Origin of the sequence: Enterobacter sp. 296B2, assembly GCF_034106185.1 — a bacterium.
GTDB lineage: Bacteria > Pseudomonadota > Gammaproteobacteria > Enterobacterales > Enterobacteriaceae > Enterobacter > Enterobacter cloacae_N.
This window is the reverse complement of the sequence record NZ_JAWNCA010000020.1, coordinates 34,160-55,074: the sequence shown is the minus strand read 5'-3', so window position 1 is coordinate 55,074 and position 20,915 is coordinate 34,160. Positions and strand designations below refer to the sequence as shown.

Annotated in this window: 13 protein-coding genes; 9 read left to right on the top strand and 4 right to left on the bottom strand. The window is 57.0% G+C overall.

Translation table 11 applies throughout. From position 1 onward, the window contains the following. Positions 1–186 precede the first annotated feature (186 nt). Positions 187–2,859 carry a phosphotransferase RcsD gene (gene rcsD / locus URZ40_RS15310; RefSeq protein WP_116338622.1) on the top strand — a complete coding sequence of 891 codons (2,673 nt, stop codon included), beginning with the start codon at positions 187–189 and terminating at the stop codon, positions 2,857–2,859. A gap of 16 nt (positions 2,860–2,875) precedes the next feature. Next, complete coding sequence (gene rcsB, locus URZ40_RS15305; protein WP_006176468.1) at positions 2,876–3,526, top strand: response regulator transcription factor RcsB; 651 nt, start codon at positions 2,876–2,878, stop codon at positions 3,524–3,526. Between the two features lie 90 nt (positions 3,527–3,616). Here the strand turns inward: rcsB and rcsC are convergent, their stop codons facing one another. Beyond that, positions 3,617–6,463 carry a two-component system sensor histidine kinase RcsC gene (gene rcsC, locus URZ40_RS15300; RefSeq protein ID WP_320720770.1) on the bottom strand — a complete coding sequence of 949 codons (2,847 nt, stop codon included), beginning with the start codon at positions 6,461–6,463 and terminating at the stop codon, positions 3,617–3,619. Positions 6,464–6,597: 134 nt separating this feature from the next. Next, a complete protein-coding gene (gene gyrA / locus URZ40_RS15295) occupies positions 6,598–9,234 on the bottom strand; it encodes a DNA topoisomerase (ATP-hydrolyzing) subunit A (RefSeq protein ID WP_116338618.1) in 2,637 nt (878 codons plus the stop codon). Between the two features lie 146 nt (positions 9,235–9,380). Here gyrA and ubiG point away from each other — a divergent pair, with 146 nt between their 5' ends. From ubiG to yfaE, 4 genes are all read left to right on the top strand, one after another. Then, complete coding sequence (ubiG, locus tag URZ40_RS15290) at positions 9,381–10,109, top strand: bifunctional 2-polyprenyl-6-hydroxyphenol methylase/3-demethylubiquinol 3-O-methyltransferase UbiG (RefSeq protein WP_116338616.1); 729 nt, start codon at positions 9,381–9,383, stop codon at positions 10,107–10,109. A gap of 347 nt (positions 10,110–10,456) precedes the next feature. Beyond that, entirely contained in the window at positions 10,457–12,742 is a 2,286-nt protein-coding gene (gene nrdA / locus URZ40_RS15285; protein WP_116338614.1) for a class 1a ribonucleoside-diphosphate reductase subunit alpha, read from the top strand. Positions 12,743–12,791: 49 nt separating this feature from the next. After that, a complete protein-coding gene (gene nrdB / locus URZ40_RS15280) occupies positions 12,792–13,922 on the top strand; it encodes a class Ia ribonucleoside-diphosphate reductase subunit beta (RefSeq protein ID WP_045327964.1) in 1,131 nt (376 codons plus the stop codon). After that, positions 13,922–14,176, top strand: coding sequence for a class I ribonucleotide reductase maintenance protein YfaE (gene yfaE, locus URZ40_RS15275; RefSeq protein ID WP_003859419.1), 255 nt, complete (start codon positions 13,922–13,924; stop codon positions 14,174–14,176). Before nrdB ends, yfaE begins: the two co-directional genes overlap by 1 nt. Positions 14,177–14,199: 23 nt before the next feature. On the opposite strand, the gene glpQ is transcribed toward yfaE, so the two are convergent. Next, on the bottom strand, positions 14,200–15,252 hold the full coding sequence (gene glpQ / locus URZ40_RS15270) for a glycerophosphodiester phosphodiesterase (protein WP_320720769.1): 1,053 nt from the start codon (positions 15,250–15,252) through the stop codon (positions 14,200–14,202). Positions 15,253–15,263: 11 nt separating this feature from the next. Beyond that, positions 15,264–16,616 carry a glycerol-3-phosphate transporter gene (glpT, locus tag URZ40_RS15265; protein ID WP_320720768.1) on the bottom strand — a complete coding sequence of 451 codons (1,353 nt, stop codon included), beginning with the start codon at positions 16,614–16,616 and terminating at the stop codon, positions 15,264–15,266. A gap of 250 nt (positions 16,617–16,866) precedes the next feature. On the opposite strand from glpT, the gene glpA reads away from it, so the two are divergent. Genes glpA through glpC form a run of 3 tightly spaced genes read left to right on the top strand, consistent with a single transcriptional unit; the run spans position 16,867 to position 20,889 of the window. Next, positions 16,867–18,495 (top strand): anaerobic glycerol-3-phosphate dehydrogenase subunit A, encoded by a 1,629-nt coding sequence (gene glpA, locus URZ40_RS15260; protein WP_320720767.1) that lies wholly within the window; start codon positions 16,867–16,869, stop codon positions 18,493–18,495. After that, entirely contained in the window at positions 18,485–19,702 is a 1,218-nt protein-coding gene (gene glpB / locus URZ40_RS15255) for a glycerol-3-phosphate dehydrogenase subunit GlpB (RefSeq protein WP_320720766.1), read from the top strand. Before glpA ends, glpB begins: the two co-directional genes overlap by 11 nt. After that, positions 19,699–20,889: an anaerobic glycerol-3-phosphate dehydrogenase subunit GlpC gene (glpC, locus tag URZ40_RS15250; protein WP_192983167.1), complete on the top strand. Its 1,191-nt coding sequence runs from the start codon at positions 19,699–19,701 to the stop codon at positions 20,887–20,889. Before glpB ends, glpC begins: the two co-directional genes overlap by 4 nt. Positions 20,890–20,915 lie beyond the last annotated feature (26 nt).

The following is a 20,915-nucleotide window of genomic DNA, read 5'->3' as shown; positions in this document are numbered from 1 at the left end:
ATGCGCGAAAGCATTTTGTATTTGTACACGCATCATCGGCTTGTACACATTTAACACACACTTCATCTCCCGTACGGGCCATCGAAAAAGTCGCCTGTTCCAGGACAGTGGCGCTGGAAATTCAGTTATTACCCTTTATACTGCCCTATCGCCACAGAGCACGACCATCACGGGTTAAAGATATCAATGAGTCAGACTGAAACTACCGCCCCGAGCAAATTCTCCCTCCTTCCCGGGAGCATCACCCGTTTCTTTCTTCTTTTGATCGTTGTGCTGTTAGTCACAATGGGCGTGATGGTGCAGAGCGCGGTTAACGCCTGGCTGAAGGATAAGAGCTATCAGGTGGTTGATATTACTCATGCCGTTCACAAGCGCATTGATACCTGGCGCTACGCCACCTGGCAGATTTACGACAACATTGCCGCGGCGCCTGCCAGTTCGTCCGGGGATGGACTTCAGGAAACGCGGCTGAAGCAGGACGTCTACTACCTCGAAAAACCGCAGCGTAAGACTGAAGCGCTTATCTTTGGCTCTCACGACAGCGCGACCCTTGAGATGACGCAGCGTATTTCGACCTACCTGGATACCCTCTGGGGCGCAGAAACAGTACCGTGGTCGATGTACTATCTGAACGGTCAGGACAACAGCATGATCCTGATCTCGACGCTGCCGTTGAAAGATCTCTCTTCCGGATTTAAAGAGACGACGGTCGGCAGCATTGTCGACTCCCGCCGGGCAGAAATGCTGCAGCAGGCCAACGCCCTTGATGAACGTGAGAGCTTCTCATCGCTGCGCCGGCTGGCATGGCAGAATGGTCACTATTTTACCCTGCGTACCACCTTTAACCAGCCGGGACATCTGGCGACAGTCGTGGCCTTTGATTTACCCATTAATGATTTGATCCCGCCGGATATGCCGCTCGACAGCTTCCGTCTGGAGCCCGACAGCAGCACCCAGAACATGCGTGCGGCGTCTGACAAAGAGGCCGCAGAGAGCGTCACAATCTCCTTTAACGGCTCGAAAATTGAAATTGCCTCGTCGCTGAACTCAACAGGCATGCGTCTGGTGTGGCAGGTACCGTTTGGCACGCTGCTGCTCGACACCCTGCAAAATATTCTGCTACCTCTGCTGCTGAATATCGGCCTGCTGGCGCTGGCGCTGTTCGGCTACAGTACCTTCCGCTTCCAGCCTGGGCGCCAGAGCGACGCGTCTGCGGTCTCCGCGGGCAATACCAATGAGCTACGCGTGTTGCGCGCGCTCAATGAAGAGATTGTTTCCGTGCTGCCGCTTGGGGTGTTAGTTCACGATCAGGAAGCGAATCGCACGGTAATGAGCAATAAAATTGCCGACCATCTGCTGCCGCACCTTAACCTGCAAAACATCACCACCATGGCGGATCAGCACCAGGGAGTCATTCAGGCCACCATTAACAATGAACTGTACGAGATCCGTCAGTTCCGCAGCCAGGTAGCCCCGCGCACGCAAATCTTCATCATCCGCGACCAGGATCGCGAAGTGCTGGTGAATAAAAAGCTCAAGCAGGCGCAAAGGCTGTATGAGAAGAACCAGCAGGGGCGCGCAGCATTTATGCAGAACATTGGCGATGCCTTCAAGCAGCCGTTAAAAACGCTGGCGACCCAGGCGGCGGCGTTAAACACGTCTGAAAGCCACCAGCTCGCCTGCCAGGCCGACTCGCTGGTCCGCATGGTGGATGAGATCCAGCTGGCGAACATGCTGGAGAATGATTTCTGGAAAGGCACCCCTTCTCTCTTCTCCATTCAGGATCTGATCGATGAAGTGGTTCCGGAAGTCCTGCCCGTCATTAAGCGCAAAGGGCTGCAGCTACTGATCAACAACCATTTACCCGCCAATGACGAACGTCACGGCGACCGCGAGGCGCTGCGTCGTATTCTGCTGATGATTATTCAGTACGCCGTGACCACCACGCAGATTGGCAAGATAACCCTTGAAGTGAGCACCGACGAGTCGGCGGAAGATCGCCTGACATTCCGTATCCTGGACACCGGGGAAGGCGTCACGGCGAGTGAAATTGATAATCTGCACTTCCCGTTCCTGAATGACACGCAAAGCGATCATTACGGCAAGGCTAACGCCCTGACCTTCTGGCTGTGCGATCAGCTGGCGCGTAAGCTCGGCGGCCATCTGAATATCAAGGCCCGTGAATCACTGGGTACGCGTTACTCTCTGCACGTGAAAATGGCCGCCAATCCGCAGGAAGAAGATGAAGAACGCCTGCTGGATGATGTCGTGGTGATGGTGGATGTGACCTCAAACGAGATCCGCAATATTGTGGTTCGTCAGCTCGAAAACTGGGGCGCGGCCTGCATCACGCCGGATGAAAGGCTGGCAAGTCAAGAATTTGATCTGTTTTTAACTGATAATCCGTCTAATCTTACTGCCTCGGGCTTGCTTTTAAGCGATGATGAGTCAGGCGTGCGGAAAATCGGCCCTGGCCAGCTGCGCGTCAACTTTAATATAAGCAATGCGATGCAGGAAGCTGTACTACAACTAATAGAAGAGCAGCTGGCGCAGGAAGAGATAACGGAATCCCCGTTAGGCGGCAATGAAAATGCCGAGCTTCACGCCAGCGGATACTATTCCCTCTTTGTTGATACAGTACCAGATGATGTGAAGCGGTTGTATACTGAGTCCGCTGCGAATGATTTTGCAGCGCTGGCACAGACAGCACACCGGCTTAAAGGGGTGTTTGCCATGCTTAATCTGGTTCCCGGCAAGCAGTTATGTGAAACGCTGGAACATCTAATTCGTGAGAAAGATGCCTCTGGCATTGAAAAATACATCAGCGACATTGACGCCTACGTCAAAAGCTTGCTGTAGCAAGGTAGCCTTATACATGAACAATATGAACGTAATTATTGCCGATGACCATCCGATTGTACTGTTCGGTATTCGCAAATCACTTGAACAGATCGAGTGGGTGAATGTAGTCGGTGAATTTGAAGACTCTACAGCACTGATCAATAACCTCCCAAAGCTTGATGCACACGTGCTCATTACCGATCTCTCCATGCCTGGGGACAAATACGGAGATGGGATCACGCTCATCAAATATATTAAACGTCACTTCCCGGACATCTCGATCATTGTTCTGACCATGAACAACAACCCGGCGATCCTGAGCGCCGTGCTGGATCTGGACATCGAAGGAATTGTGCTGAAACAAGGCGCTCCGACCGATCTGCCAAAAGCGCTCGCTGCGCTGCAGAAAGGCAAGAAGTTCACGCCTGAGAGCGTCTCTCGTCTGCTGGAAAAAATCAGCGCGGGTGGCTACGGTGACAAACGCCTGTCGCCGAAAGAGAGTGAGGTTCTGCGCCTGTTCGCTGAAGGTTTCCTGGTGACCGAGATTGCCAAGAAGCTGAACCGCAGCATTAAAACCATCAGTAGCCAGAAGAAATCCGCAATGATGAAGCTGGGCGTGGACAACGATATTGCCCTGCTGAACTATCTCTCCTCCGTTACGCTGAGCGCATCGGATAAGGATTGATCCCTGACGGGTGTGCGGCCTGATGCCCTCACCCCAGCCCTCTCCCACAGGGAGAGGGTGAAAAACGTAAAAGGCCCTTGCGGGCCTTTTTTATATTCTGGTTTTTCTCACGCGATCCGCGTAAATCGACAACGTCTGCTTAAGCACGTCCAGCGTGACCGGTTTCGACAGGCAGCTGTCCATGCCGGACTCCAGACAGCGCTGCTTCTCTTCCGCCAGCGCGTTCGCCGTTACGCCCACCACCGGCAGCGTCAGGCCAAGCTGTCGGATGCGCTGCGTCAGCCGGTAGCCGTCCATGTTAGGCATGTTGACGTCGCTCAGCACGATATCAATATGATTTTTACTCAGCACATTCAGCGCATCCACGCCGTCATTGGCGGTTTTGCACTGGTAGCCCAGCGATCCAAGCTGGTCAGCCAGCAGGCGACGGTTAATCGGATGGTCATCCACCACCAGAATCATCATATCGTCATTCACTGACGCCAGACCTTCCGGTGACGGCAGCGCGCCTGCACCGTCGTTCTCTTCCAGCTCGACTTTGTAGATACGGGCCAGCAGGCTCAACAGCTCATGCGGCGTTGCGACGCTGTGAACCCATTCCCCCGGCGCCCGTTCAACCGGTATGCCAATGTGGCGGCGGCAGAAGAGCACCGTTCCTCTCCCCTGCCACGGCTGTTCAGGCACCTCGTCGGTGATGAGCACATCATCCACGTCCGGCATCTGGCCTTCATAGCGGCAGACCCTCACGCCGCTATGGGTGAGCAGCGCCGTCAGATAGTCATTCAGCGAGGCATTATTGACTGCCAGCCAGCAGCGCTTGTCGCTCAGCCCGTCAACTGCGGCTTTTGCCGGATACTGCGCCGAATAGAGCGGAATGCGGATGGTGAACTGACTGCCCATGCCGGGCTCAGTATCCACAGAAATGTCACCGTCCATCATGCTGACGAGCTTCTCGCAAATCGCCAGCCCCAGACCGGTGCCCTGGAAGTTACGCTGCACGCCGGTGCCGACCTGGAAGAACGGGTCGAACAGACGTACCACCTCCTTGGCCGGAATACCCACCCCCGTGTCGCGCACGCGGATGCTCAGGTAATCCCCTGCCCTGCAAACGTGTAGCACTATGCAGCCGATATCGGTGAATTTGATGGCGTTGCTGAGCAGGTTAGAGATGACCTGCTGCAGACGCATCGGATCGCCGTGCAGCGTCAGCGGCACATCCGGTTCGATAAAGCAGTAGAGCCCCAGCTGTTTACGCACCACCAGTGGCAGATAGTTGGCGCTGATGTGGTTCATAACCTCACGCGGCGAAAACTCGCGCGGCTCGATTTTCAGCTGCTCAGACTCAATTTTAGAGAAGTCGAGAATATCGCTGATGATCTTCAGCAGCAGGCTGGAGGAGTTGTTCATCGCCGTTACCAGCCGATCGACGCCTTTCGGCAACTCTTTCGTCTGCAGCAGATCGAGGTTACCGATAATCCCGTACAGCGGCGTACGCAGCTCGTGGCTTACGGTAGCCAGGAACATGGATTTCGACTGGCTGGCCTGCTCCGCGGCCTGCGCCATCTCCTGCAGCGACTCTTCCATCTTCACGCGCGCGGAGACATCCACCAGCACGCAAATCGCTACGTTTTCATTGCGATAGCGGGAATGGACAAAGCTTATCTGCAGGTTGGTGTGGGTGCTGGTGAGCACGTCGACAAAGTTCACCTGCTGCCCGCAGATGATCTGCGTCAGCCTTTGCCGGTCCTCGTGCGTCAGCATATTCAGGTAGTTGTGCGCCAGCTCGTTACTCAGGATGTTGGTCCCGTCCTGGGTACGCAGAATGCAGATCCCCACCGGCGCGGAAGCGACAATTTTGCGGTTGAACTGCTCGTGCTCCTCCAGACGCTGTGCGTCACTTTCGGCGGGAATAAAGATTCTACGCTCATACATGCGCGCCAGCGTGAACAGCGCGCCCCCCACCAGCAGGTTCAGCAGAATCGCATTCATAATAAGAATACGTATCCGCTCGAGCACCATATCCACCGGCAGCGAGTAGACAATGCTCAGCGACGATGGCGGCAGGCTTTTTTTCAGCACCAGCTCGCGGAAGCCGGAGGTGTAGCCAAACCATGAGCGTTCCTGCATCCAGTGCGGATCGACGTTCAAACTCTTATCCGGCCCGGCGAGTGAGATCAGCTGATGCCCATTTTCATCCAGAATAGTCACGCCCATCGGCAGGCTGCCCGGCGTGAAGAAGTTTTCCATGCGAATGGTCTGCTCAATCCCCAGCAGCGCCTGCAGGCGATTGCCCAGATAAACCGGCGTCAGCGCGTAGAAATAGCCCACGCCCATACGCGGCCCCTGGCTAATCCAGAAGATGTTATTCCCGCGCTCGTCCTGCGGGGCATTGCGATATTTGACAATACGCTCGTGCAGGCTTTTCAGCGCATCATCGCGCTCGACGGGCACATCGCGCAGGCCAAAGTCAGCCATGCAGAGATTTTCGCTGCCAATCAGGAATACGCGGTTGAGATCGTAGGCGGCGGAAAAGTTATCGCGCCAGTAGCGCATAAACCAGGCGAGGGATTCCAGCGACCCGCGCCAGGTATTGCTCATGGTGGAGCAATCGGAGTCCGGGAACAGCGGCTGGAAGTCCGGCACTTCGGTTTTGTCATTGCGCCCGCGAAGGGCAAGGATACCGTTTTCCGCCGTCAGCCGATTTTCGGCAATATACTTCAGCTCCTTCATCACGTCCGATGTTCGCTGAATGTAGCGCTGGGCCTGATCGGAGCTTAAATTAAACTCCTGGCGAATCTCCGCTTCTTTCTGGTGCAGCGCATTGACGATGTAAAACACCGACAGCAAGACCACCAGCAGCCAAAGCAGGAGCGCCAGCGCCCGGAACAGATAGCGAGAAACTTTCAGCGTGGTACGAAAGGAGACGAGGTATTTCAAAGGGGCGAGGCTCCGCCGTCGGGGTCAAAAGAATGTGGTTAAGGTAGCGGTAAACGCGGCTTGTCGCAACGTTCACGTATCTGCAACTGCAAAAGAAAAGGGCCGGAATCCGGCCCTTTATGCGTCATGAGACGTTACTCGTCAGCGTCATCCGCTGCGTCATCGTCGGTCTCCGCTTCCGGTGCGATTTCGTCATCACCTTCCGCGACGCTGCCGTCAATAGAGTCGAGCTCTTCGTCGTCCACCGGCTCAGCAACGCGCTGCAGACCCACCACGTTTTCATCTTCCGCCGTACGGATAAGGATAACGCCCTGGGTGTTACGGCCCACCACGCTGATCTCGGACACGCGGGTACGCACCAGCGTACCGGCATCGGTGATCATCATGATCTGGTCGGCATCGTCCACCTGCACCGCGCCTACAACGGACCCGTTGCGTTCGGTGACCTTGATGGAAATAACGCCCTGCGTGCCGCGTGACTTGGTCGGATATTCGCTTTCCGCCGTACGCTTACCGTAGCCGTTCTGGGTGACGGTCAGGATTGCGCCTTCGCCACGTGGAACGATCAGGGAAACAACGGAATCTTCACCCGCCAGTTTAATACCGCGCACGCCAGTCGCCGTACGACCCATTGCGCGCACGGCATTCTCTTTGAAGCGCACCACTTTACCGGCCGCAGAGAACAACATCACTTCATCAGAACCGGAGGTCAGATCCACACCGATCAGCTCGTCGCCTTCGTTCAGGTTCACCGCAATAATACCGGCAGAACGTGGACGGCTGAATTCGGTCAGCGCGGTTTTCTTCACGGTACCGCTGGCGGTCGCCATAAAGACGTTCACGCCCTCTTCGTACTCGCGTACCGGCAGAATAGCGGTGATACGTTCGTTCGCTTCCAGCGGCAGCAGGTTGACGATTGGACGACCACGCGCGCCACGGCTCGCTTCCGGCAGCTGATAGACCTTCATCCAGTACAGACGGCCGCGGCTGGAGAAGCAGAGGATCGTGTCGTGGGTGTTGGCCACCAGCAGGCGGTCAATAAAGTCTTCTTCTTTAATGCGTGCAGCAGATTTGCCCTTACCGCCACGACGCTGTGCTTCGTAGTCGGTCAGCGGCTGATACTTCACATAGCCCTGGTGAGACAGGGTGACCACCACGTCTTCGCGGTTGATCAGATCTTCAATGTTGATATCAGAGCTGTTCGCGGTGATTTCGGTGCGGCGCTCGTCGCCGAACTGATCGCGGACCAGCTCCAGCTCTTCGCGGATCACTTCCATCAGGCGCTCGGCGCTACCCAGGATGTGCAGCAGCTCAGCAATTTGCTCCAGCAGCTCTTTGTACTCGTCGAGCAGTTTTTCGTGCTCAAGGCCGGTCAGCTTCTGCAGGCGCAGATCCAGAATCGCCTGGGCCTGCTGTTCAGTCAGGTAGTACTGACCGTCACGCACGCCGAATTCAGGCTCCAGCCACTCAGGACGCGCGGCGTCATCGCCCGCACGTTCCAGCATCGCCGCCACGTTACCCAAATCCCACGGACGCGCAACCAGCGACGCTTTCGCTTCAGCCGGGGTTGGCGCACGACGGATCAGTTCGATGATCGGGTCGATGTTGGCCAGCGCAACCGCCAGCGCTTCAAGGATGTGTGCACGGTCGCGCGCTTTGCGCAGCTCGAAGATGGTACGACGGGTCACCACTTCACGGCGGTGACGCACGAACGCGCTCAGGATCTCTTTCAGGTTCATGATCTTCGGCTGACCATGGTGCAGCGCAACCATGTTGATACCGAAGGAGACCTGAAGCTGAGTCTGGGAGTAGAGGTTATTCAGCACAACCTCACCCACCGCGTCGCGCTTGATTTCAATCACGATGCGCATACCGTCTTTGTCAGACTCGTCACGCAGCGCGCTGATGCCTTCAACGCGTTTCTCTTTTACCAGCTCGGCGATTTTTTCAATCAGACGCGCTTTGTTCACCTGATACGGGATCTCGTGAACAATGATGGTTTCACGGCCGGTTTTCGCGTCCGCTTCCACTTCAGCACGGGCACGGATGTAAATCTTGCCGCGGCCGGTGCGGTACGCTTCTTCAATGCCGCGACGACCGTTAATGATCGCCGCCGTCGGGAAGTCCGGGCCCGGGATGTGTTCCATCAGCCCTTCAATGCTGATGTCTTCATCGTCGATATAGGCCAGGCAGCCGTTGATCACTTCCGTGATGTTGTGTGGCGGAATGTTGGTTGCCATACCGACGGCGATACCGGACGAGCCGTTCACCAGCAGGTTAGGGATCTTCGTTGGCATAACGTCAGGAATTTTTTCCGTGCCGTCGTAGTTATCAACGAAATCAACCGTCTCTTTTTCCAGGTCGGCCATCAGCTCATGGGCAATCTTCGCCAGACGGATTTCCGTATAACGCATTGCCGCGGCGGAGTCGCCGTCGATAGAACCAAAGTTACCCTGACCATCTACCAGCATGTAACGCAGCGAGAATGGCTGCGCCATACGGACGATAGTGTCGTACACCGCGGAATCACCATGAGGATGGTATTTACCGATTACGTCACCAACGACACGGGCAGATTTTTTGTAGGCTTTATTCCAGTCATTGCCCAATACGTTCATGGCGTATAGTACGCGACGGTGTACCGGCTTCAGGCCATCGCGGACGTCCGGCAGCGCACGGCCAACAATGACCGACATCGCATAGTCCAGATAGGAGCTCTTCAGCTCTTCCTCGATGTTAACCGGTGTAATTTCTCTCGCAAGGTCGCTCATCTAACCGCTATCCCTCTACTGTATCCCGGATTCAAAGGTCGCAAATTATAACACAGCCGCGGTGATACAGGTAAACCTATACGCTTTATTCACAGGGATTGCCTGATATACTCCCTTGTCTTGCTAAATAAGGAGTAAAAGCGCCCATGAATGCCGAAAAATCCCCGGTGGCACAAAACGTTGACCACGAAGAGATTGCCAAATTTGAAGCGGTGGCGTCCCGCTGGTGGGATCTCGAAGGTGAGTTCAAACCGCTGCATCGCATTAACCCGCTGCGTCTGGGCTATATCGCGGAGCGTTCCGGCGGTCTGTTCGGTAAGAAAGTGCTCGACGTCGGCTGCGGCGGCGGCATCCTGGCGGAGAGCATGGCGCGCGAAGGGGCCACCGTCACCGGCCTGGACATGGGCTTTGAGCCGCTGCAGGTTGCCCGTCTTCATGCGCTGGAGTCCGGTATACAGGTGGAATATGTGCAGGAAACTGTGGAAGCGCACGCGGCAAAACATGCCCACCAGTACGATGTGGTGACCTGCATGGAGATGCTGGAGCACGTTCCGGATCCGCAGTCCGTGGTAAACGCCTGTGCAAAACTGGTGAAACCGGGCGGCCAGGTCTTTTTCTCGACCATCAACCGCAACGGCAAAGCCTGGCTGATGGCCGTTGTCGGCGCGGAGTATGTGCTGCGCATGGTGCCGAAAGGCACGCACGACGTGAAGAAATTCATCAAGCCGGCCGAGTTGTTAAGCTGGGTTGACCAGACGTGGCTCAAAGAGCAGCACATCACCGGCCTGCACTACAATCCGCTGACCGATAAATTCAAGCTCGCACCGGGCGTGGATGTTAACTATATGTTGCACACAACCGCCAAAAACGACTAACGTCATTCGTTATTCTTATAAAGATTGCGCGACATCATGTTGCGCAATTCTGACCTCCCGTTGAAGAAATCAGCACTCGATCAAATTTTGAATTTTTTTTCTTAATTATTGACATGTCTTCCAGGCCTTACGGTACGAGGACTTACGCTTTTTTACCCTTTCACAACCTCAATTTAACGTCAAAATCAACCCTTGTGCTGAAAAGATTCGATACTAGAATACTCACCATATAGCGTTTTTCTTATCGCAAACCCCCTATATGTAGTATTTATCCACAGAGTTAGTCACAAGACGGATCTGTGGATAAGCGGGGGATATTTTTTATTTCACGGACAGGTAAAACCCACATGAATCAGAGTCTGCTGGTGACAAAGCGCGACGGTACTACCGAGCGTATCAATCTGGACAAAATCCATCGAGTTCTCGACTGGGCAGCAGAAGGACTGAACAACGTATCTATATCCCAGGTTGAACTGCGTTCCCACATTCAGTTCTACGACGGCATTAAAACGTCTGATATCCACGAAACGATCATTAAAGCAGCGGCAGACCTCATCTCCCGCGAAGCGCCGGATTATCAGTACCTCGCTGCACGTCTGGCGATTTTCCACCTGCGTAAAAAAGCTTACGGCCAGTTCGAGCCGCCGAAGCTTTACGATCACGTGGTGAAAATGGTCGAGCTGGGCAAATACGACACGCATCTGCTGGAAGACTATACGGAAGAAGAGTTCGAGCAGATGAACGGGTTTATCGATCACTGGCGCGACATGAACTTCTCCTACGCGGCGGTGAAGCAGCTCGAAGGCAAATACCTGGTTCAGAACCGTGTGACCGGCGAGATCTACGAAAGCGCCCAGTTCCTCTATATTCTGGTAGCCGCCTGCCTGTTCTCAAACTACCCGCGTGAGACCCGTCTGGACTACGTGAAGCGTTTCTACGATGCGGTATCCACGTTCAAGATTTCTCTGCCAACGCCAATCATGTCTGGCGTGCGCACCCCTACCCGCCAGTTCAGCTCCTGCGTGCTGATCGAGTGTGGTGACAGCCTGGATTCCATCAACGCCACCTCCAGCGCCATCGTGAAATACGTCTCCCAGCGTGCCGGTATCGGCATCAACGCCGGTCGCATCCGCGCGCTGGGCAGCCCGATTCGCGGCGGTGAAGCGTTCCACACCGGCTGTATCCCGTTCTACAAGCACTTCCAGACGGCAGTAAAATCCTGCTCTCAGGGCGGCGTGCGCGGCGGAGCAGCAACCCTGTTCTACCCAATGTGGCACCTGGAAGTGGAAAGCCTGCTGGTACTGAAAAACAACCGCGGCGTGGAAGGCAACCGCGTGCGCCACATGGACTATGGCGTGCAGATCAACAAGCTGATGTACACCCGCCTGCTGAAAGGCGAAGACATCACCCTGTTCAGCCCGTCCGACGTCCCGGGCCTGTACGATGCGTTCTTCGCCGATCAGGACGAGTTCGAGCGTCTGTACACCAAATATGAAAAAGACGACAGCATCCGCAAACAGCGCCTGAAGGCGGTAGACCTGTTCTCCCTGATGATGCAGGAACGTGCCTCTACCGGCCGTATCTACATCCAGAACGTTGACCACTGCAACACCCACAGCCCGTTTGATCCGGTGGTAGCGCCAGTGCGCCAGTCTAACCTGTGCCTGGAGATCGCCCTGCCGACCAAACCGCTGGAAGACGTGAACGACGAAAATGGCGAAATCGCCCTGTGTACGCTGTCCGCGTTCAACCTGGGTGCGATTAAGAGCCTGGACGAGCTGGAAGAGCTGGCCGTGCTGGCGGTTCGCGCGCTGGATGCCCTGTTGGACTACCAGGATTACCCAATCCCGGCCGCTAAACGCGGTGCGATGGGTCGTCGTACCCTGGGTATCGGCGTGATCAACTTCGCCTACTGGCTGGCGAAAAACGGCAAGCGTTACTCCGACGGCAGCGCCAACAACCTGACGCACCAGACGTTCGAAGCGATTCAGTACTACCTGATGAAAGCCTCTAACGAGCTGGCGAAAGAGCAAGGCGCGTGCCCGTGGTTCAACGAAACCACCTACGCAAAAGGTATTCTGCCGATCGACACCTACAAGAAAGACCTGGATGCGATTGTCAGCGAGCCGCTGCACCTCGACTGGGAAGGCCTGCGCGAATCCATCAAAACGCACGGCCTGCGTAACTCCACGCTCTCTGCCCTGATGCCGTCCGAGACCTCTTCGCAGATCTCCAACGCCACCAACGGTATTGAGCCGCCGCGCGGCCACGTCAGCATTAAAGCGTCGAAAGACGGCGTGCTGCGTCAGGTGGTGCCGGATTACGAAACGCTGGGCAACAACTACGAGCTGCTGTGGGAGATGCCAAACAACGACGGCTACCTGCAGCTGGTGGGTATCATGCAGAAGTTTATCGACCAGTCGATCTCTGCCAACACCAACTACGACCCGACGCGCTTCCCGTCCGGTAAGGTGCCGATGCAGCAGCTGTTGAAAGACCTGTTGACCGCCTATAAATTCGGCGTGAAAACCCTGTACTATCACAACACCCGTGACGGTGCAGAAGACGCCCAGGATGACCTGGTACCGTCAATTCAGGACGATGGCTGCGAAAGCGGCGCATGTAAGATCTAATGAAGGGCGGGGATATCCCCGCCTTTATTTCGTAAGACAGGACACACTCATGGCATATACCACCTTTTCACAGACGAAAAACGACCAGCTCAAAGAGCCGATGTTCTTCGGCCAGCCGGTCAACGTGGCACGCTACGATCAGCAAAAATATGACATCTTCGAAAAGCTGATTGAAAAGCAACTCTCCTTCTTCTGGCGTCCGGAAGAAGTGGACGTTTCCCGCGACCGTATTGATTACCAGTCGCTGCCGGATCACGAAAAGCATATCTTCATCAGCAACCTGAAGTACCAGACGCTGCTGGACTCCATTCAGGGTCGTAGCCCGAACGTGGCGCTGCTGCCGCTGATCTCCATTCCCGAGCTGGAAACCTGGGTGGAAACCTGGGCGTTTTCCGAGACGATCCACTCCCGCTCTTACACCCACATCATCCGCAACATCGTGAACGATCCGGCGGTGGTGTTTGACGATATCGTCACCAACGAGCAGATCCAGAAGCGCGCGGAAGGCATTGCCCACTACTACGACGAACTGATCGAGATGACCAGCTACTGGCATCTGCTGGGTGAAGGCACCCACAGCGTGAACGGTAAAACCATTACCGTGAACCTGCGCGCGCTGAAAAAGCAGCTGTACCTGTGCCTGATGAGCGTCAACGCGCTGGAAGCGATCCGCTTCTACGTGAGCTTCGCCTGCTCCTTCGCCTTTGCCGAGCGCAAGCTGATGGAAGGCAACGCCAAAATCATCCGTCTCATTGCCCGTGATGAAGCCCTGCACCTGACCGGCACCCAGCACATGCTGAACCTGCTGCGCAGCGGTACGGACGACCCGGAGATGGCGGAAATCGCCGAAGAGTGCAAGCAGGAGTGCTATGACCTGTTCGTGCTGGCGGCCCAGCAGGAGAAAGAGTGGGCAGACTACCTGTTCCGCGACGGCTCCATGATTGGCCTGAACAAAGACATCCTGTGCCAGTACGTTGAGTACATCACCAACATCCGCATGCAGGCGGTTGGGCTGGATCTGCCGTTCCAGACACGCTCTAACCCTATCCCGTGGATCAACACCTGGCTGGTGTCCGATAACGTGCAGGTCGCGCCGCAGGAAGTGGAAGTGAGCTCTTATCTGGTCGGTCAGATTGATTCTGAAGTCAACACCGACGACCTGAGTGATTTCCAGCTCTGATGAGCCGCGTAACGCTGAGCCTTTCTGGCACCGAAGTGCTGTGCCAGGAAGAGCATCCTTCCCTGCTGGTGGCGCTTGAAGCGCATCAGGTGGAGGTAGAGTACCAGTGTCGTGAAGGCTATTGCGGTTCCTGCCGCTGCCGTCTGGTCGCAGGCCAGGTGGACTGGCTGACCGAGCCGCTGGCCTTTATCAGTGAAGGAGAAATTTTGCCCTGCTGCTGCCGGGCAAAAGGCGATATTGAGATCGAGATGTAAAAAAGGGCCTTACGGCCCTTTTTCTATTTTAAGAACGTCATCGCTTTATCCGGGAAATCCGTAAACAGTCCGTCCACGTCCGCCTGCTTATACAACACCTCATAGAGCTGATTCACATCCGTGGCGTACGGCGGCAGCTGGTCTGCACGCACCGTGTACGGATGCACCTGCATCTTGCTGGCGTGCGCCTCTTTCACCATCGCCGTCAGCTTCACGTGGCCCGGCGTTGAGCCTTCCGCCACCAGCATGTGGTAATCCGGCCCGATGCCGTCGGCGTACTGGGCAATCTGCTTCATTGCGCCCGGCTTGAACATCCAGTCGTAGCTGTAGTTCACCCACTTCCCGTCCGGCTGCTTCTCCTGGGTTTCGTTCCAGTCGGTATAGGCAATCAGCTGTACCAGATTGAGATCCATCCCCATCTTCGGCTCCAGCTCGGTTTTGATGCGCTTCAGCTCGGCGGCGTCAAAACATTGCAGGTAAACTTTGTCCTTCTTGCTGGTGTAGCCGTACTGTTTCAGCACCTCCAGCGTCTTCGCGGCAATGTCTTTTCCTTCCTGATGATGGAACCACGGCGCTTTGATTTCCGGGTAGATGCCGATATTTTTACCGGTGGAGTGGTTCAGCCCCTGAACAAACTCAATCTCTTCCTGGAAGGTATGGATTCGGAAGTCGGATTTGCCCATCGGGAAACGTCCCGGGTAGACCTGCACCTTCTTGCCGTTTTCAATCTCGAAGCCTTCGGTAAACTTCAGGGAGCGGATCTCTGCCAGGGTGAAATCGATGGCGTAGAAACGGCCATCCTTGCGGGCGCGGTCCGGGAAACGCCCCGCCACGTCCGTCACGCGGTCAAGATAGTGGTCATGCAGGACGACCAGTTGGTCGTCCTTGGTCATCACCAGATCCTGCTCCAGGTAATCCGCGCCCTGCGCATAGGCCATCGCTTTCGCCGGCAGCGTATGCTCCGGCAGATAGCCGCTGGCACCGCGGTGAGCAATAACGATTTTATCCGCCGCCAGCGCGGAGCCTGTCATCAGGCCTGCCAGCAGCAGACCGGTTGCTAGTTGAGTTAATTTCATCGCAATGCTCCTTATTGACGACGCGCCAGCACTTCCGCGTGGTGACGTTTCTCGCCGATCATCACAATAACCAGCAGCAGAACCGCCAGCACGCTACCGCCGATCATCACCATAAAGCCGCCGTTCCAGCCGAAGAAGTCAACGGTATAGCCCACAATGGCGCTCGCCGCGACCGAGCCGCCCAGGTAACCAAACAGACCGGTAAAACCTGCCGCCGTGCCCGCCGCTTTTTTCGGCGCCAGCTCCAGCGCGTGCAGGCCGATCAGCATCACCGGACCGTAAATAAGGAAGCCGATAACGATCATACAGGCCATATCCACGCCCGGATTACCCGGTGGGTTAAGCCAGTACACCACGGTGGCGATGGTCACGAGGGTCATAAAGAACACGCCCGTCGCGCCGCGGTTGCCTTTAAACACTTTGTCCGACATCCAGCCGCAAATCAGCGTGCCCGGGATCCCGGCATATTCATACAGGAAGTAGGCCCAGGAGGATTTATCCAGCGCGAAGTGCTTCACTTCTTTCAGGTAGGTCGGAGACCAGTCCAGAATGCCGTAGCGCAGCAGGTAAACAAACACGTTCGCTACCGCGATGTACCACAGCAGCTTGTTCGGCAGCACGTACTTCATGAAGATCTGTTTTGCGGTCAGCTCTTCTTCGTGCTTCTCGCTGTAATCGTCCGGATAGTCGTTTTTGTACTCTTCAATCGGCGGCAGCCCGCAGGACTGCGGCGTATCGCGCATCAGGGCGAAGGCAATAATCGCCACCAGAATGGCGCCAAAGGCAGGCATATAAAGCGCGGCGTGCCAGTCGTTGAACCAGGCCATCCCCAGCAGGAACAGCAGAGGTGGAAGCCCGCCCCCGACGTTATGCGCGCAGTTCCACACCGATACAATACCGCCACGCTCTTTCTGCGACCACCAGTGGACCATGGTACGCCCGCACGGCGGCCACCCCATCCCCTGGAACCAGCCGCAGATGAACAGCAGGACAAACATAATGGCAATGCTGGACGTCGCCCACGGCACAAAGCCCATGAACAGCATGACCGCTGCCGCCAGGATCAGACCGGCGGGCAGGAACACGCGCGGATTCGAGCGATCCGACACGGAACCCATGATGAATTTAGAAAAACCGTAGGCGATAGAGATCCCCGACAGCGCGAATCCCAGATCGCCGCGTGAAAAGCCCTGCTCCACCAGATACGGCATGGCGAGCGCAAAGTTTTTACGTACAAGGTAGTACGCCGCGTACCCGAAGAAGATCCCCAGGAAAATTTGCCAACGCAGACGACGGTATAGCGGATCAATTTCTGCCTCTGGCAGACGCGCCCGGTGTGGCGCAGGTTTGAAGATACTGAGCATAACAGCCTCCGTGGCCTTTCAAAAAATGACCAGGCATCTCGTGCCCGGTTACAGAGGCGGGGATGTTAAAAAAACATGCGGTTTGTTACTGTGAAACAACGCACAGATTGTTACAGAAATATGACAGAATGCGCAAAAAAGCGCATGAAATCACGTTTCAGTTTCGAATTTCGCGCGTTTATGTTCGAAATCAAACAAACCACACGATCTATGTGGCTAAATGCTAAAAAACGAACATAGAGGAAAGGCAATGACAATTCACGATCCACGCTACAGCGATGTGATTATCATTGGCGGTGGCGCAACCGGCGCCGGCATCGCACGCGATTGCGCCCTTCGCGGCTTAAGCGTCACGCTACTGGAGCGCCACGATATTGCCACGGGCGCAACCGGACGAAACCACGGCCTGCTCCACAGCGGCGCGCGGTATGCGGTTACCGACGGTGAATCCGCGCGCGAATGTATCGCTGAAAACCAGATCCTCAAGCGCATCGCCCGCCACTGCATTGAGCCGACCGACGGCCTCTTTATTACGCTTCCCGAAGATGACCTCGCCTTTCAGTCAACCTTTATAACCGCCTGCACTGCAGCGGGTATTCAGGCCGAGGCCGTCGACCCGGCGCTGGCGCGGCGGCTGGAGCCATCGGTGAACCCGGCGCTTATCGGCGCGGTGAAAGTGCCTGACGGCACCGTCGATCCGTTCCGCCTGACCGCCGCCAACATGCTGGATGCCCGCGAGCATGGCGCGCACATTCTGACCGGACATAAAGTGACCGGGCTTATTCGCGAGGGGCATCGTATCTGCGGCGTGCGGGTGTTTGATACGCAGTACAACGAGCACAGCGAGCTGTATGCCGCCGTGGTGGTCAACGCGGCGGGGATTTGGGGCCAGCGCATTGCGGAGTATGCCGACCTGTCGGTGCGCATGTTCCCGGCGAAAGGCTCGCTGCTGATCCTCGACCACCGCATCAATAACCACGTGATCAACCGCTGTCGCAAGCCGTCTGACGCCGATATCCTCGTGCCAGGCGACACCATTTCGTTAATCGGCACGACCTCCACCCACGTGGACTACAGCGAGATTGACTACAACCGCGTGACCGCCGAAGAGGTCGACATCCTGCTGCGCGAAGGAGAAAAACTGGCCCCGGTGATGGCGCAGACGCGTATTCTCCGCGCCTACGCGGGCGTGCGTCCCCTTGTCGCCAGCGACAACGATCCAAGCGGACGGAACGTCAGCCGGGGCATCGTGCTGCTCGATCACGCCGAGCGCGACGGCATGGACGGTTTTATCACCATCACCGGCGGCAAGCTCATGACCTACCGCCTGATGGCGGAGTGGGCAACCAATGCCGTCTGCCGCAAGCTCGGCAATACCGAGCCGTGCGTCACGGCAGAACAGCCTCTACCGGGATCGCGCCAGTCTACCGAAAAAACGCTGCAAAAAATCATCTCCCTGCCGGCGCCGCTGCGCGGTTCGGCCATCTACCGCCACGGCGACAGAACGCCACAGTGGCTCGGTGAAGGAAGATTGAGCCGCAGTCTGGTGTGCGAGTGCGAAGCCGTTACCGCAGGCGAAGTGCAGTACGCGGTAGAGAACCTGACGGTCAACAGCCTGCTCGATCTCCGCCGCCGCACCCGCGTCGGAATGGGCACCTGCCAGGGCGAGCTGTGCGCCTGCCGTGCGGCCGGGCTGCTGCAGCGTTTTCATACCACCACCGCCACCCAGTCGCTCGATCAGCTCAGCGCGTTTTTGAACGAGCGCTGGAAAGGCATTCAGCCCGTCGCCTGGGGGGATGCCCTGCGCGAAAGCGAATTTACCCGCTGGGTCTATCAGGGGCTTTGCGGCCTGGAGAAGGAGCAACACGATGAAATTTGATACCGTGATTGTCGGCGGCGGGCTGGCAGGCTTGCTTTGTGGCATCAAACTCACGAAGCAGGGGCTGCGCTGCGCCATTATCACCCGCGGCCAGAGCGCCCTGCACTTCTCGTCGGGCTCGCTGGATCTGCTGGACGAAGCGTACCGCGATAAGCTGCCACCGGAGCACCCCTATCACCTGATTGGCGCGCAGCATATTGACCTCCTGGCGCTGGAAGCCGAAGCGCTGCTGGCGGACAGCGGCGCGCGTCTGAAGGGGAGCGCCAGGCAAAACCATCTGCGCGTTACGCCGCTCGGCACCCTGCGCTCCGCGTGGCTCAGCCCGGAGGAGGTTCCCGTTGCCCCCGTCAGCGCGGGACGAGTGCGGGTGGTGGGTATTAGCGGTTTTCTGGATTTTCAGCCCCATCTCGCGGCGGCATCGCTCTGTCGCCAGGGCGTTAACGCCGACACGGCAGAAATAGAGCTGCCCGAGCTTGATGTCCTGCGCGACAACCCGAGCGAGTTTCGCGCGGTGAATATCGCCCGTTTTCTGGATAACGAGGACAAATGGCCGCTGCTGTATGACGCGCTCAGACCGCTCGGCGAAACCTGCGATGCCCTGTTAATGCCCGCCTGCTTTGGTTTAAACGACAACCGCCTGTGGCGCTGGCTTTCCGATCGTCTGCCCTGCTCGCTCGGCCTGCTGCCCACGCTGCCCCCTTCCGTACCCGGCATTCGCCTGCACACCCAGCTTCAGCGCCAGTTTGTGGCGCAGGGCGGCGTGTGGATGGCGGGTGACGAGGTGAAAAAAATCACCCTGACCGACGGTGGGGTGAGCGAAATCTGGACGCGCAACCACGATGATATCCCCCTTCGTGCCCGCTATACGGTGCTGGCGAGCGGCAGCTTCTTCAGCAACGGGCTGCTGAGCAGCCGGGAGGGCATCCGGGAAGCCATTATGGGACTGGATGTCCGGCAGAGCGCCTCCCGCGCGGACTGGTATCAGAGTGATTTCTTCACGCCACAGCCCTGGCAGCAGTTTGGCGTGATTGTCGATAACCGGCTGCACCCGCAGCTTTCCGGTAAGCCCGTCAGCAATCTCTTTGCCATCGGCTCGCTGCTGGGCGGGTACGATCCCATCGCTCAGGGATGCGGTGGCGGGGTCTGCGCCGTCACGGCGCTGTATGTGGCCGGGCAGATTCGCCAGCGCGTGGAGGCTGAACAATGAACGACACCCGTTTTGAAAGCTGCATTAAATGCACGGTGTGTACCACCGTCTGCCCGGTCAGCGGCGTGAATCCGCGCTACCCTGGACCAAAGCAGGCCGGGCCGGACGGTGAACGCCTGCGCCTGAAGGACGGCAAGCTGTACGACGAGGCACTGAAATACTGCATCAACTGTAAACGCTGCGAAGTGGCCTGCCCGTCGGACGTGAAAATCGGCGATATCATCCAGCGCGCCCGGGCGCGCTACAGCACGCAAAAGCCGTCGCTTCGCGATGCCATTCTGAGCCATACCGATCTGATGGGCAGCGTCTCAACGCCTTTTGCCCCGCTGGTGAATGCCGCGACCTCGCTCAAACCGGTGCGCCAGTTGCTGGATGCCACGCTCAGGATTGACCATCACCGAAGCCTGCCGAAATATTCTCACGGCACCTTCCGCCGCTGGTACAAATCCGTTGCGGCGGAACAGGCGCAGTACGCCGACCAGGTGGCTTTTTTCCACGGCTGCTATGTGAATTACAACCACCCGCAGCTGGGTAAAGACCTGCTGAAGGTGCTTAACGCCATGGGAACCGGCGTACAGCTCCTCAGCAAGGAGAAGTGCTGCGGCGTCCCGCTGATTGCCAACGGGTTCACCGATAAAGCGCGCAAGCAGGCCAAAAGCAATGTCACCTCCCTGCGTGAAGCCATCGTCGACAAAGGCATGCCGGTGTTGGCGACCTCGTCCACCTGTACCTTCACCCTGCGCGATGAGTATCCGCACCTGCTGGACGTGGATAACGCCGGACTGCGCGAGCACATCGAGCTGGCGACGCGCTTCCTGTGGCGCAAGCTGGACGGCGGGCAGACGTTGCCGCTGGGGACATTGCCACTGAAAGTGGTCTATCACACGCCGTGTCATATGGAGAAAATGGGCTGGTCGCTCTATACGCTTGAGCTGCTGCGGCTTATTCCGGGCCTGGAGCTGACGGTGCTGGATTCGCGCTGCTGCGGCATCGCGGGAACCTACGGCTTTAAGCGTGAAAACTACGAAACCTCGCAGGCGATTGGCGCCCCGCTGTTCCGCCAGATTGAAGAGAGCGGCGCGGATATCGTGGTGACGGACTGCGAAACCTGTAAATGGCAAATTGAGATGTCCACCAGCAAGCGCTGCGAACATCCGATTAGCCTGCTGGCGAAAGCGCTGGGCTGAACGTAGCCGGGGCGAAAGGCCCCGGC

Bases quoted from the DNA above. Each gene is read 5' to 3' on its own strand.
- nrdA (WP_116338614.1), top strand. From the start codon at position 10,457: ATGAATCAGAGTCTGCTGGTGACAAAGCGCGACGGTACTACCGAGCGT.
- glpT (WP_320720768.1), bottom strand. From the start codon at position 16,616: ATGCTCAGTATCTTCAAACCTGCGCCACACCGGGCGCGTCTGCCAGAG.
- nrdB (WP_045327964.1), top strand. From the start codon at position 12,792: ATGGCATATACCACCTTTTCACAGACGAAAAACGACCAGCTCAAAGAG.
- rcsB (WP_006176468.1), top strand. From the start codon at position 2,876: ATGAACAATATGAACGTAATTATTGCCGATGACCATCCGATTGTACTG.
- glpC (WP_192983167.1), top strand. From the start codon at position 19,699: ATGAACGACACCCGTTTTGAAAGCTGCATTAAATGCACGGTGTGTACC.
- yfaE (WP_003859419.1), top strand. From the start codon at position 13,922: ATGAGCCGCGTAACGCTGAGCCTTTCTGGCACCGAAGTGCTGTGCCAG.
- gyrA (WP_116338618.1), bottom strand. From the start codon at position 9,234: ATGAGCGACCTTGCGAGAGAAATTACACCGGTTAACATCGAGGAAGAG.
- ubiG (WP_116338616.1), top strand. From the start codon at position 9,381: ATGAATGCCGAAAAATCCCCGGTGGCACAAAACGTTGACCACGAAGAG.
- glpQ (WP_320720769.1), bottom strand. From the start codon at position 15,252: ATGAAATTAACTCAACTAGCAACCGGTCTGCTGCTGGCAGGCCTGATG.
- glpB (WP_320720766.1), top strand. From the start codon at position 18,485: ATGAAATTTGATACCGTGATTGTCGGCGGCGGGCTGGCAGGCTTGCTT.
- glpA (WP_320720767.1), top strand. From the start codon at position 16,867: ATGACAATTCACGATCCACGCTACAGCGATGTGATTATCATTGGCGGT.
- rcsD (WP_116338622.1), top strand. From the start codon at position 187: ATGAGTCAGACTGAAACTACCGCCCCGAGCAAATTCTCCCTCCTTCCC.